Genomic DNA, 11,727 nt, shown 5'->3' with positions numbered 1-11,727 from the left:
AGCAGCGCGCTGGCGGTGGCACACTCAACACCCGGTCGGACCACCGGCCTCACCGAAAGCAGTAGCGAACACGCAATGACCGATTGGCTGGAAGAGATCAACTGGAACGACGACGGCCTGGTGCCGGCGATCGCCCAGGACCACACGACGGGCCGCATCCTGATGATGGCCTGGATGAACCGCGAATCCCTGCGCCTGAGCGTCCAGGAAGGTCGTGCCATCTACTGGTCCCGGTCGCGCGGCAAGCTGTGGCGCAAGGGTGAGGAATCGGGTCACGTGCAGAAGCTGCACGAGCTGCGCCTGGACTGCGACGCCGACGTGCTCGTGCTGCAGGTGGAGCAGCTGGGCGGCATCGCCTGCCACACCGGCCGGGAAAGCTGCTTCTACCGCGTCTATCGCGACGGCGCCTGGCACACGGTGGACGCCCAGTTGAAGAACCCCGACGCCATCTATCACAAGGCACACAGCCATGAGTGACACCCTGAACCGTCTAGCCGAGGTGCTGGAGTCGCGCAAGAACGCGGCGCCTGACAGCTCCTATGTGGCCAGCCTGTACCACAAGGGCCTGAACAAGATTCTGGAAAAGGTCGGCGAGGAGTCGGTGGAAACCATCCTGGCCGCCAAGGACGCCGCGCAGAGTGGCGACTGCAGCGATGTGATCTACGAGACCGCCGACCTGTGGTTCCACAGCCTGGTGATGCTGGCCGCCCTCGGCCAGCACCCTCAGGCGGTACTCGACGAACTGGAGCGCCGTTTCGGCCTCTCCGGGCACGCGGAAAAGGCCGCGCGCCCGCAATCCTGACATTAACTTGGGAGATTCCATCATGGGATTCGGCGGCATCAGCATCTGGCAACTGCTCATCATCCTGCTCATCGTCGTCATGCTGTTCGGCACCAAGCGCCTGAAGAGCCTCGGTTCCGACCTGGGTGACGCGATCAAGGGCTTCCGCAAATCGGTGGGCGCTGACGAAGAAAAGGCCAGCGAAGAGCAGAAGCACAACCAGCAGGTTCCGAACCAGCAGGCACAACAGGGCACCGTCATCAATGGCGAAGCCCGCAAGGTCGAAGACCCGGTCAAGAAAGACTAAGCCCCAGCCAAGGTCCGCTCATGTTCGATATCGGCTTCAGCGAACTGCTACTGGTCGGCCTTGTGGCCCTGCTGGTGCTCGGCCCCGAGCGCCTGCCGGGAGCCGCGCGCACTGCCGGGCTGTGGATCGGGCGTATCAAGCGCAGCTTCCTGTCCATCAAGACGGAAGTAGAGCGTGAGATCGGCGCCGACGAGATTCGTCGCCAGCTGCATAACGAGAACATTCTCGATATGGAGCGCAAGATGAAGGAAAACCTGGGCCTGCAACCGGCGGACAAGCCTGCCGACACGCCTGCGGCGCCCGCCGCCGAGGCGACGGCAGCCGCTGGGCCCCAGCCGACCCCGGTGGCGCCCACCGAGCCGGCGCCGACCGGCACCTCCGCCTCCACCACCCCGGACAAACCGCAGCAATCATGAGTACGCGCCAACCCGGCGACCAGGAAATGCCGCTGGTCTCGCACCTCACCGAACTGCGCACGCGCCTGCTGCGCTGCGTGATCGCCGTGCTGGTGATCTTCGTCAGCCTGTTCTACTTCGCCCAGGACATCTACGCGCTGGTGGCCGCGCCGCTGCGTGCCTACCTGCCCGAAGGCGCGACGATGATCGCCACCGGGGTGGCCTCGCCGTTCCTCACGCCGTTCAAGCTGACCCTGGTGGTGTCGCTGTTCCTGGGCATGCCGGTGGTGCTGCAACAGGCCTGGGGCTTCATCGCGCCGGGCCTGTATACCCACGAGAAACGCATCGCCGTGCCGCTGCTGGTGTCCAGCATCCTGCTGTTCTACGCCGGCATGGCCTTCGCCTACTTCGTGGTGTTCCCGATCATGTTCGGCTTCTTCGCCAGCGTGACCCCGGAAGGGGTGGCGATGATGACCGACATCGGCCAGTACCTGGATTTCGTGCTCACGCTGTTCTTCGCCTTCGGCGTGGCCTTCGAGATCCCCATCGCCACCTTCCTGCTCATCTGGGTCGGCATCGTCGATGTGGCCACCCTGCGCAAGAGCCGGCCGTACGTGGTGGTCGGCTGCTTCGTGGTCGGCATGCTGCTGACGCCGCCGGACGTGTTCTCGCAGACCCTGCTAGCGGTACCCATGTGGATGCTGTTCGAGGTGGGTCTGTTCTTCGGCGCGATGATCCGTCGCGAGAAGGAAGAGGCCGAAAAGGAAAGCGAAACCTCGACCGAGGTCGAAACGACCGAGCACAACGATCAGCCACCCAGCGCCCAGCCGTGAACCTGCTGCTGCTCGAAGAGGCCGATTTCATTGCCGCCGACCGTGTGATCCTGCGCGATCGGCGGCTGGTCCATCTGCATGAAGTCCACCGCGCCGACGAAGGCGACAGCCTGCGCGTCGGCCGCCTGGCGGGCCTGATGGGCAAAGGTCGCATCCTGCGTCTTGGTCCGCAGGAAGCCGAGCTGCAGGTGACCTTCGACCAGCCGCCGCCACCCAAGCTGCCCATCACCCTGCTGCTCGCCCTGCCCCGCCCGAAGATGCTCAAGCGCACCCTGCAGACCGTGGCCACCCTGGGCGTGGCGCGGCTGGTGTTGCTCAACAGCTACCGGGTGGAGAAAAGCTTCTGGCAGACGCCATTCCTGGAGCCTGCGGCGATCCGCGAACAGCTGATCCTCGGCCTGGAGCAGGCCCGCGACACCGTGCTGCCCGAGATCAGCATCGAAAAGCGCTTCAAGCCGTTCGTGGAAGACCGCCTGCCAGCCCTGGCGGACGGCACCCTCGGCCTGGTCGGCCACCCCGGCGACTTCCCCGCCTGCCCGCGCGGCCTGCCCCTGGATCAGCCGGTGACCCTGGCCATCGGCCCGGAAGGCGGCTGGATTCCCTACGAGGTGGACAAGCTGCGCGACGCCGGCCTGCAGCCGGTGCAGCTGGGCGAACGCATCCTGCGCGTGGAAACCGCCGTCACCGCGCTGCTGGCGCGGTTGTATTAAGCACGGCGCCTGACCGCCAGGGATGTAGGGTGGATCGCGCTTCATCGATCCACCGAGCGGGGCCACGGTGGATGTGAAATACGACATCCACCCTACGCGGCCGCGATCAGCGCCTTTCTGGCCGCCGTTCCGCCCGTGCAACCCGTCAGGTTTCCAGCAGGAAGGTCACCGGCCCGTCGTTGATCAGGTGCACCTGCATGTCGGCGCCGAAGCGGCCGCTGGCCACCTGGCCGTGGCGGGCGCGGGCCTTGGCCAGCAGGTCATCGAACAGCTGCTCGCCCAGCGCCGGCGGCGCGGCGGTGGAGAAGCTCGGGCGCAGGCCGCTCTTGGTGTCCGCCGCCAGGGTGAACTGCGAGACCAGCAGCAGCCCGCCGTCCACATCCGTCAGCGAGCGGTTCATCTTGCCGTCGGCATCGGCGAACACCCGGTAGTTGAGCAGCTTGTGCAGCAGCTTGTCGGCGCTGGCCGGAGTGTCGTGCGGCTCGACGCCGACCAGCGCCAGCAGTCCCTGGTCGATGGCGCCGACCACCTCGCCGGCCACTTCCACCCGCGCGGCGCGCACCCGCTGGATCAGGGCCTTCATGCGTCACCGCCGTTGGGCAGGCGCAGCAGGCGGCGGGCCATGGCGTCGGTGGCGCGCACCAGCGCATCGACGATGCCCGGCTCGCCCGCCGAATGGCCGGCGTCGCGGATGATCTGCAGCTCGCTGTTCGGCCAGGCCTGGTGCAGCGCCCAGGCGTTGTCCAGCGGGCAGATCACGTCGTAGCGGCCGTGCACGATGATCCCCGGCAGGTGGGCGATGCGTTCCATGTCGCGCAGCAGCTGGTTGGGCTCCAGGAAGGCATCGTTGACGAAGTAGTGGCATTCGATGCGGGCGATGGACAGCGCGCGCTCGTGGAAACGTTCCACCACCTCGTGGTTGGGACGCAGCGTGGCGGTGCGGCCTTCCCAGCCCGCCCAGGCCTTGGCGGCCTGCATCTGGGCGATCTGGTCCTCGCCGGTCAGGCGCCGGTAGTAGGCCTGCATCAGCTCGCCGCGCTCGGCCGGCGGGATCGGCGCCAGGTAATCCTGCCAGTAGTCCGGGAACAGGCGGCTGGCGCCTTCCTGATAGAACCAGTGAAACTCCTGCGGACGGCACAGGAAGATGCCGCGCAACACCAGCCCCAGCACCCGATCCGGGTGTTTCTGCGCATAGGCCAGCGCCAGGGTCGAACCCCAGGAGCCGCCGAACAGCAGCCACTTGTCGATGCCCAGCTGTTCGCGGATGCGCTCCATGTCCTCCACCAGGTGCCAGGTGCTGTTGTTCTCCAGGCTGGCGAACGGCGTGGAGCGGCCGCAGCCGCGCTGGTCGAAGGTGACGATGCGGTACAGGGTCGGATCGAAGTAGCAGCGCGAACTGGCATCGCAGCCAGCGCCGGGCCCGCCGTGCACGAACAGCGCCGGCAGGCCGTCCGGCGTGCCGCTCTCCTCGACGTGCAGGGTGTGGGTGTCATCGACCGCCAGCGCATGGCAGGCGTAGGGCTTGATGTCCGGGTAGAGGGGTTGCATGGGTTGCTCCCGAGGCGTGGCTGCGGATCACGGGATGATAGCGAGGAAACGTCAGCGCAGTCCCTTGCCGGAGAACAGCAGCACCTGGTCGCCGGCGAACTGCACGCTCACGTAGCGCTCGCTGTCGCCCCAGGTGCAGCTGGACAGGCCCAGCGCGCCGGAACACTGCGTCGGCTTGCCCAGCAGCGCCTCGACCTCGGCCCGCGGCATACCGGCTTCGAGCCGGGCGTAGTTTTCCTGGGTCAGCTTGCTGCAGGCGGCCAGCAACAGGCACAGCGGCAGGATGGCGAGACGTGACAACATGGCGCAACTCCTCGATAAAACTATGGGCGGCAGCCTAACGGGAAAGCCCGCGAGCGGCGAGCCTGGGGAGGTGGCGCGGCGATGAAGGGTCGCGCTCAGAACGACGAACCGGGCTCGGCGAGAAAGGCCCGCTCGGCGCCGCTACTCGGTCGGCCGAGGATGGCGTTGCGGTGCGGAAAGCGCCCAAAGCGGGCAATCACCCGGCGATGCGCCTCGGCGTAGTCGTGGAAGGACTGGAAGGCCGCGCGGTCGGCCTCGGCCTGGCGCGCCAGCAACTCGGCGAAGGCCGCCACGGCGCGCTCCTGGAGGAGCAAGCCTTCGGCATGCTCCAGCACCAGGTAGCAGAACACCCGTTCCAGGTCGGACAGCTGGCGATCCCAGCCCTGGCGCAGCCCGACATCGAGCAGCGCCTGGGCCCGGGCATCACCGGCAAACGCGGCGGGCGTGCCCCGGTGAATCATGCGAGTCAGCTGGTCCAGGCAGATCAGCTCGGCCAGCCAGCCGTGCGGCTCCGTTGCCCAGTGCAGCTCGCCGCGCAGGGCCTGCTCGACCCACCCGCCGAAGCGCTCGCGCGCCTCGGCATCCTGCTCGGGCCGGTAGCCAAACCACAACCCGTTCTGGCGCGCCGCCTGCTCGCCCGGCGCGGCGGGTGCGCCGAACCACCAGTCGAGCAGCGGCTGCCAGGGTTGCATGGCGTCAGGCCTGGTTGTGGTAGGCGGTGATGCGCTCGACCTCTTCCTTCGAGCCGAGGAACACCGCCACGCGCTGGTGCAGGGAGTCGGGCTGGATGTCGAGGATGCGCTGGGTACCGTTGGTGGCGGCACCGCCGGCCTGCTCGATGATCATCGACATCGGGTTGGCTTCGTACATCAGGCGCAGCTTGCCGGGCTTTTCCGGCTCGCGGGCGTCGCGCGGGTACATGAAGATGCCGCCACGGGTGAGGATGCGGTGCACGTCGGCCACCATCGAGGCGATCCAGCGCATGTTGTAGTTCTTGCCCAGCGGGCCTTCCTTGCCGGCCAGCAGTTCGCTGACGTAGCGCTTGACCGGGGCTTCCCAATGGCGCTGGTTGGACATGTTGATGGCGAACTCGGCGGTCTGTTCCGGCACGCGGATGTTGTCGTGGGTCAGCACCCAGTTGCCCATGTGCGGGTCGAGGGTAAAGCCCTTCACGCCGTTGCCCAGGGTCAGCACCAGCATGGTCTGCGGGCCGTAGATGGCGTAGCCGGCGCACACCTGCTCGGTGCCCTTCTGCAGGAAGGCCTCCTCGGACAGATCGCCCTTGCCGTTGTGGCCGTTCGGGCAGCGCAGCACCGAGAAGATGGTGCCCACCGAGACGTTCACGTCGATGTTCGAGGAGCCGTCCAGCGGGTCGAACACCAGCAGGTAGGCGCCCTTCGGGTACTTGCCGGGAATCTGGTAGGCCTGCTCCATTTCCTCGGAGGCCATGCCGGCCAGGTGGCCGCCCCACTCGTTGGCTTCCAGGAGGATGTCGTTGGACAGCACGTCCAGCTTCTTCTGCACTTCGCCCTGCACGTTCTCGGTGCCCATGCTGCCCAGCACCCCGCCCAGCGCGCCCAGCGACACCTCGTGGCTGATCTGCCGGCAAGCGCGTGCCACCACTTCGATCAGGAAACGCAGGTCGGCCGGGGTGTTGAAGTTGCGAGTCTGCTCGATCAGGTAGCGACTCAGGGTGATGCTGGACATGAAGGGGCTCCGGGAGGGCGAGAGTTAAAGTGCAGCATTTTAGCCTGTGTTGCCCCCCCAGCGCCCACCGTGCGCACGCCTTTTCTCAGTCCTGCTGTCGCAGGCGGATGCGCTTGCCGGGTCGCACGCTCACCTCAGGCGCCTGCCCATCGCGCTGCGCACCCATGCGCGCCTGCACCAATAGCGCGGGAATCAGCCGCCCCTCCGGCACCTGCTGCCACAGGCGCTGCGGCAGGTGCTGGCGCAGCGCCTGCGGATTCACCCGTGTGGGGTTGAAGGTGCTGCGGTAGTAGGCCAGCCATAGTGCCTGCCCCTCGGGGTCGGGCGTGCGCGCCAGCGTTTGCCATTCGTCCGGCGCCTCGGCGCGGTAGTCGAAGCGCTCGCCGTCGTACCACACGCCGTCGCGCGACGTGGCGATCAACCAGCTGTGCCGCCCCATGCGTTCGGCGAAATGCCCGCAGGCGACGTCCAGCACCTCGTGCTCCGGCTCGAACCAGGCCACGTAGTCGGGCAGGCCCGCGCCGCCCAGCGGCACGAAACGCAGCAGCGCATGCAGCTGATGAATCTCCCGGCCCACCGCCTTGATGCGCAGGTGCAGCTCGCTGCCGTCCGGGTCGCCCGGCAGCGCGGCGGCCGCATCGCCCAGCGCCACGCGCCAGAGGATGCGATAGAGCAACGCCCAGCGCTCCGCCACCCGAAAGCGCGCGGCCCGTTCGAGCAGTTCCAGCACCTGGCGCGGCACGGTGACCTGCGACCCGGGCGCGTAGCGGGCCAGCGCCTCCTCGGCGAACAGGTCGGCCGGCATCAACTCGTCGCGCCAGCTGACCAACGCTGGCGGCACGCCCTCGTGCAGCAGCGTGCGCGCCTTGTCGCGCCAGTCGGCGAAGCCGCCATCAACCCGTACGCAGCGCATCACCAGAGCGCCATCTGCTGTGCCGGCCGCTCGGCCAGTTGCTGGCGCAGGCGCAGGGACTCGCTGCTGTCCTGCCGCGGGCGGTAGTCGGCGGTGACGATGAACGGGCCGGCCTTGTCCAGCGCGCAGCGCAGCCGGCGCAGGTCCTCGTAGCGGATCTTGCGCTGGCGGCGCAGCTGCTCGATACGCTGCGCGCTGAGCACGCCGATGCCTGGCACGCGGGCGATCAGGCTCGGCTCGGCGCGGTTGAGATCGACCGGGAACTGCTCGCGATGCTCCAGCGCCCAGGCCAGCTTGGGGTCGATGTCCAGCGCCAGGTTGCCCGGCTTGCCGAGCAGCTCCTCGGCGCGAAAGCCGTAGCCACGCATCAGGAAGTCCGCCTGGTACAGCCGGTGCTCGCGCAGCAGCGGCGGCGCCGCCTGCGGCACCGTGGCCGGGCTGTGGGGAATCGGGCTGAAGGCCGAGTAGTAGACGCGCTTGAGGCGAAAGCGCCGGTACAGCGATTGCGAGGTGTGCAGGATGCGGTGGTCGTCGCTGTCGTCGGCGCCGACGATCATCTGCGTGCTCTGCCCGGCCGGCGCGAACGCGGGTGCCCGCGCCTCGCCTTCCACCGCCTGCTGGCGATAGCGGATAGTGCCCATGGCGCGCTGGATGCCCGCGACGGTCTTTTCCGGCGCCAGGCGCACCAGGCTGGTGTCGCTGGGCAGCTCGATGTTCACGCTCAGGCGGTCGGCGTACTGGCCGGCCTGCTCGATCAGCGCCGGATCGGCGTCGGGAATGGTCTTCAGGTGGATGTAGCCGCGGAATTCGTGCACCTCGCGCAGCAGGCGCGCCACCTCTACGAGTTGTTCCATGGTGTAGTCCGCCGAGCGGATGATCCCCGAGCTGAGAAACAGCCCGCTGACGCAGTTGCGCCGGTACAGGTCCAGGGTCAACGCCACCACTTCCTCGGGGCTGAAACGGGCGCGCGGCACGTCGCTGGAGCGGCGGTTGACGCAGTACTGGCAGTCGTACAGGCAGAAGTTGGTAAGCAGGATCTTCAACAGCGACACGCAGCGGCCATCCGGCGTGAAGCTGTGGCAGATGCCCGGGCCGGCGGAACCGATGCCCGACTGCCCCTTCGAACCGCGCCGGGGCGCGCCGCTACTGGCGCAGGACACATCGTACTTGGCGGCATCGGCGAGGATGCTCAGCTTGTCGATGAGTTGCACGATGGGCCCTCCGCGAATACTGTATATGCAAACAGTATACGAAGCACCGACCACACCGCCAGCCCCCGCTCAAGGAAACTCCATGCAAGCACCCCACCTCTCCATCGCCGCCGCCCTGATCTACAACGCCAGGCACCAGCTGTTGCTGGTGCGCAAGGCCGGCACCACGGCCTTCATGCAGGCCGGTGGCAAGCTGGAAGCGGATGAGCGCCCGGTCGACACCCTGTGCCGCGAACTGCACGAAGAACTCGGCCTGCGGATCGACGCCGCGCAGGCCACCTACCTGGGCAACTTCAGCGCCCCGGCGGCCAACGAGCCCGGCCTGGAGGTGGTCGCCGAACTGTTCGCCCTGCCCCTCGACCAGACCATCACCGCCCGCGCCGAAATCGCCGAGGCGCGCTGGGTTGACCTGCACGACGCCGAACAGCTGCCGCTGGCGCCCCTGACCCGCGACCAGGTGCTGCCGCTGGCGCGGCAGCTGTTGGCGGCACGTTGATTGCCATGCCAACTCCCTTGCGGCCCACGGTTGATGCGCATAGCCTGTGCGCATCAAATACCGTGGAGATGGCACGCATGAGTTCCCTATTCGATACGCAGGCCACAAAGAAGCCCACCAATGTCAGCATCAACAGCGATCTGCTCGCCAAGGCCAGGGCGTTGAAGATCAATCTTTCCGCAACGCTCGAAGCGGCTCTGGAAGAACAGGTGAGCGCCAAACAGCGCGAAGCGTGGAAACGAGACAACCAGGCCGCCATCGAGGCCTATAACCGGATGGTCGAGGCTCAGGGAACCTTCGGCGACAGCTTGAGAGGATTCTGATGGCCCAGTTCAAGGTTTATGAAAATCCGAACGATGCCACCCGCCAGACCTACCCGTACCTCCTGGATATCCAGTCCAACCTGCTGGACGAACTCCGGACCACGGTCGTGATTCCGCTCAGTCCCGCACGCATTGCCGGAACGGCAACCCTGACGAAGCTCTGCCCAACAGTCGAAATCGAAGGCGAGGCGTTCCTTGCCGTTACTCAGCAAATCGCTGGGATCGACAGGAAACATATGGGAAGAGAGGTCTGTGACTTGGCACCACAGCGAGCCGAGATCATTGCCGCGATGGATTTCCTGGTCTCGGGAATCTGAACCACGAACCGCCGCTCTGACGCACCTGCCTAAATCTGCAAATGCCATCTGGTTGTCACTTTCGCCTGGGCGAAGTCAGAGGGTGTATTGCATGGGATCTTGTGGCGGTGGCTGGTTGTCCGGTTCCGCGCAATAAGCTCCCAGCTCGGCATTGGCCCCACAAATAAATCTGTCCCTTTTATTAACACCGCCAGGGTCAACACCGGGCCTTCCTCACCGGCCACCTGCTGCACCATGGTTGCCTCCCGGTATCACTGTGCATAGGGGGCGCGCAGCAGCTCAGTGAGGTGCTCGATTTGCCGCCAAAGGGCGGGGTCTGCGGGCTCAGGCTCGGCCTGCGCCGAGGCGAATGGACCGATCAACGTCAACCAAAGACCTGCCAAGAACGCTAACGACCGGATAGCACCATGACTCGTCATATACAGCCCCAGGAGAGGTAACCGGAAAACCAAGGAAGGCGTTGCAAAACGGCTCCTCGAACCGCGCCAGTGCCGGGCCGCCTGGAATCAATAGCGGACCCGCCGCTCGACAAACCGATAGTCCTCCTGGCACTCCGCCGTTGGTCCCCGCGCCAAGTTGATGTACTCAATGGTATCCGCGTCGATCAGGCGGTAGTCGTACTCATCCGGCACCTTGACGCCCTTCGGCATAAGCCGGCTCTTGCCATTCATGGCCATCCAGAACCCGGTCTGCACCAGGATCTGCCGGCTCATTTCGGCGTCGGAATAGAAGACGATTTCGTATCGGGCATCGGGGTGAAAGGTGGACTGCCAGGCCAGGAACTCACAGGAAGTATCCGAACCGCGCATCCCACGCCAGGTGCCCACGATGCGCTGATCCAGATCGGCGATCATCCGGTCGATACCCGCGAGGGAGTCGCGCATGAAAGCTCGGGCGAGTGAAGTCGACGAATTTTGCCAAATCAGGAAGTCTTTTTCAGAGTTTCCCTAGCCTTCGGCTCTGCGAAAACCTGGCTGCCGGACTTTCACCGACATAGTTACGTGCCATGCCCGGCACACACGTTTGGTTAAGGGGCGGGCTTTAGCCCGTCCCAGTGAGCGAAGCGAACGATTTGAACCACTAGTTAGCTGGACGGTTAAAAACGTTTTTCATATTCTTCACGCATGCTTGCCAGATTTATTTGGTTGGTCTTGCTGATATATTCTGCTCCGACAAGCAATGGTTGGTGTCTCGTTCGGAATTTCTTCGATAAATCAGATGCGCGCCCCACCATTATTGGTGGCATGAACTGCTCAGGAAATCGATAATTTTTAATTACTCTATCTGGAAGGCCTGCGTCTATTATGGAATCCCCGCCAAGAGAAACCCATGCGTGTATGAGTTGACCTCCTATTGGTGGAGTTTCACTTAAATACTCTTGCTGTAGGTTTTCTAGGGTTGCATCGCACTCTGGCGTGCCATTTATTTCTACTTCACCGACTACGATGTCGCAGTTAATTCCCATGGATTTTAGGCAGGAAAAAATATGTGCGGATAAGATTTGGCAGCTGTTCCCCCAGTACGCAGGAAGGATGCGATATAAGTGTGGGTAGAGGTTTTCAAATATGAAGCCCTGAAGAGACTCTAGGAGTTCATCTTCTGCTGCTTCATTAAACCATGCTTCAGGGGGAGGAAGACCAAGTGCTAAAGATTTATCCTGGGCTATTTGTAGTAGCTCAAGATACTGTTCGGAGTAGTTTTCTTGCGTGTATTTTTCGGTCAGCATCGTTTTCGTGTGGTTCTGTAAGCTAATTGGGATAGGGAGACGCCTCACGGCGCCTCTCCTCCCACACCACCGTGCATACGGGTCACGTACACGGCGGTTCGATGAATATATTCCTGCCGCACCGCAATGGCCGGCAGCCCCAAGTTGCGTATACACA

Annotated in this window: 18 protein-coding genes; 9 read left to right on the top strand and 9 right to left on the bottom strand. The window is 64.9% G+C overall.

Features of this window, described 5'->3' with window-relative positions:
* The first annotated feature begins 15 nt into the window (after window positions 1–15).
* The 6 genes from hisI to SF06_RS00065 are packed head-to-tail and all read left to right on the top strand — an operon-like array spanning window position 16 to window position 3,026.
* Window positions 16–477, top strand: a complete 462-nt coding sequence (gene hisI / locus SF06_RS00090; protein ID WP_256214717.1) for a phosphoribosyl-AMP cyclohydrolase — start codon at window positions 16–18, stop codon at window positions 475–477.
* On the top strand, window positions 470–802 hold the full coding sequence (locus SF06_RS00085) for a phosphoribosyl-ATP diphosphatase (protein WP_027590013.1): 333 nt from the start codon (window positions 470–472) through the stop codon (window positions 800–802). Before hisI ends, SF06_RS00085 begins: the two co-directional genes overlap by 8 nt.
* Window positions 803–824: 22 nt before the next feature.
* On the top strand, window positions 825–1,088 hold the full coding sequence (gene tatA / locus SF06_RS00080) for a twin-arginine translocase TatA/TatE family subunit (RefSeq protein ID WP_027590012.1): 264 nt from the start codon (window positions 825–827) through the stop codon (window positions 1,086–1,088).
* Between the two features lie 20 nt (window positions 1,089–1,108).
* Window positions 1,109–1,504 carry a Sec-independent protein translocase protein TatB gene (tatB, locus tag SF06_RS00075; RefSeq protein WP_027590011.1) on the top strand — a complete coding sequence of 132 codons (396 nt, stop codon included), beginning with the start codon at window positions 1,109–1,111 and terminating at the stop codon, window positions 1,502–1,504.
* Window positions 1,501–2,316: a twin-arginine translocase subunit TatC gene (gene tatC / locus SF06_RS00070; protein ID WP_039559138.1), complete on the top strand. Its 816-nt coding sequence runs from the start codon at window positions 1,501–1,503 to the stop codon at window positions 2,314–2,316. Before tatB ends, tatC begins: the two co-directional genes overlap by 4 nt.
* Window positions 2,313–3,026, top strand: a complete 714-nt coding sequence (locus tag SF06_RS00065; RefSeq protein WP_039559135.1) for a 16S rRNA (uracil(1498)-N(3))-methyltransferase — start codon at window positions 2,313–2,315, stop codon at window positions 3,024–3,026. The genes tatC and SF06_RS00065 overlap by 4 nt, the downstream gene beginning before the upstream one ends.
* Before the next feature lie 145 nt (window positions 3,027–3,171).
* Here SF06_RS00065 and dtd read toward each other — a convergent pair whose 3' ends face one another.
* From dtd to SF06_RS00030, 7 genes are all read right to left on the bottom strand, one after another.
* Window positions 3,172–3,609 (bottom strand): D-aminoacyl-tRNA deacylase, encoded by a 438-nt coding sequence (dtd, locus tag SF06_RS00060; protein ID WP_027590008.1) that lies wholly within the window; start codon window positions 3,607–3,609, stop codon window positions 3,172–3,174.
* Complete coding sequence (pip, locus tag SF06_RS00055) at window positions 3,606–4,574, bottom strand: prolyl aminopeptidase (RefSeq protein ID WP_027590007.1); 969 nt, start codon at window positions 4,572–4,574, stop codon at window positions 3,606–3,608. Before pip ends, dtd begins: the two co-directional genes overlap by 4 nt.
* 51 nt (window positions 4,575–4,625) lie before the next feature.
* Window positions 4,626–4,877: a hypothetical protein gene (locus tag SF06_RS00050; RefSeq protein ID WP_027590006.1), complete on the bottom strand. Its 252-nt coding sequence runs from the start codon at window positions 4,875–4,877 to the stop codon at window positions 4,626–4,628.
* A 95-nt stretch (window positions 4,878–4,972) separates the two neighbouring features.
* Entirely contained in the window at window positions 4,973–5,569 is a 597-nt protein-coding gene (locus SF06_RS00045; protein ID WP_039559132.1) for a DUF924 family protein, read from the bottom strand.
* Between the two features lie 4 nt (window positions 5,570–5,573).
* The gene (locus SF06_RS00040) at window positions 5,574–6,584 is read right to left on the bottom strand and encodes a class 1 fructose-bisphosphatase (RefSeq protein ID WP_027590004.1); all 1,011 of its coding nucleotides are present in this window, start codon (window positions 6,582–6,584) and stop codon (window positions 5,574–5,576) included.
* A gap of 85 nt (window positions 6,585–6,669) precedes the next feature.
* Window positions 6,670–7,497, bottom strand: a complete 828-nt coding sequence (locus tag SF06_RS00035) for a TIGR03915 family putative DNA repair protein (RefSeq protein WP_039559128.1) — start codon at window positions 7,495–7,497, stop codon at window positions 6,670–6,672.
* The gene (locus SF06_RS00030) at window positions 7,497–8,708 is read right to left on the bottom strand and encodes a putative DNA modification/repair radical SAM protein (protein ID WP_039559126.1); all 1,212 of its coding nucleotides are present in this window, start codon (window positions 8,706–8,708) and stop codon (window positions 7,497–7,499) included. Before SF06_RS00030 ends, SF06_RS00035 begins: the two co-directional genes overlap by 1 nt.
* A gap of 82 nt (window positions 8,709–8,790) precedes the next feature.
* Here SF06_RS00030 and SF06_RS00025 point away from each other — a divergent pair, with 82 nt between their 5' ends.
* The 3 genes from SF06_RS00025 (at window position 8,791) to SF06_RS00015 (ending at window position 9,844) form a co-directional block, all read left to right on the top strand.
* The gene (locus SF06_RS00025; RefSeq protein WP_027590001.1) at window positions 8,791–9,204 is read left to right on the top strand and encodes an NUDIX hydrolase; all 414 of its coding nucleotides are present in this window, start codon (window positions 8,791–8,793) and stop codon (window positions 9,202–9,204) included.
* 77 nt (window positions 9,205–9,281) lie between these two features.
* The gene (locus SF06_RS00020) at window positions 9,282–9,527 is read left to right on the top strand and encodes a type II toxin-antitoxin system CcdA family antitoxin (protein WP_027590000.1); all 246 of its coding nucleotides are present in this window, start codon (window positions 9,282–9,284) and stop codon (window positions 9,525–9,527) included.
* Window positions 9,527–9,844 (top strand): CcdB family protein, encoded by a 318-nt coding sequence (locus SF06_RS00015; RefSeq protein ID WP_027589999.1) that lies wholly within the window; start codon window positions 9,527–9,529, stop codon window positions 9,842–9,844. Before SF06_RS00020 ends, SF06_RS00015 begins: the two co-directional genes overlap by 1 nt.
* Window positions 9,845–10,350: 506 nt before the next feature.
* On the opposite strand, the gene SF06_RS00005 is transcribed toward SF06_RS00015, so the two are convergent.
* Window positions 10,351–10,728, bottom strand: a complete 378-nt coding sequence (locus SF06_RS00005; RefSeq protein ID WP_052199656.1) for a hypothetical protein — start codon at window positions 10,726–10,728, stop codon at window positions 10,351–10,353.
* A gap of 212 nt (window positions 10,729–10,940) precedes the next feature.
* Window positions 10,941–11,570, bottom strand: a complete 630-nt coding sequence (locus SF06_RS18195; RefSeq protein ID WP_156143272.1) for a hypothetical protein — start codon at window positions 11,568–11,570, stop codon at window positions 10,941–10,943.
* Window positions 11,571–11,727: the final 157 nt, after the last annotated feature.

The sequence above is a fragment of the Pseudomonas flexibilis genome (assembly GCF_000802425.1).
GTDB classification, from domain to species: domain Bacteria; phylum Pseudomonadota; class Gammaproteobacteria; order Pseudomonadales; family Pseudomonadaceae; genus Serpens; species Serpens flexibilis.
Note: the sequence above shows the minus strand (reverse complement) of the source record. Positions and strands in the feature narration are given on the sequence as shown.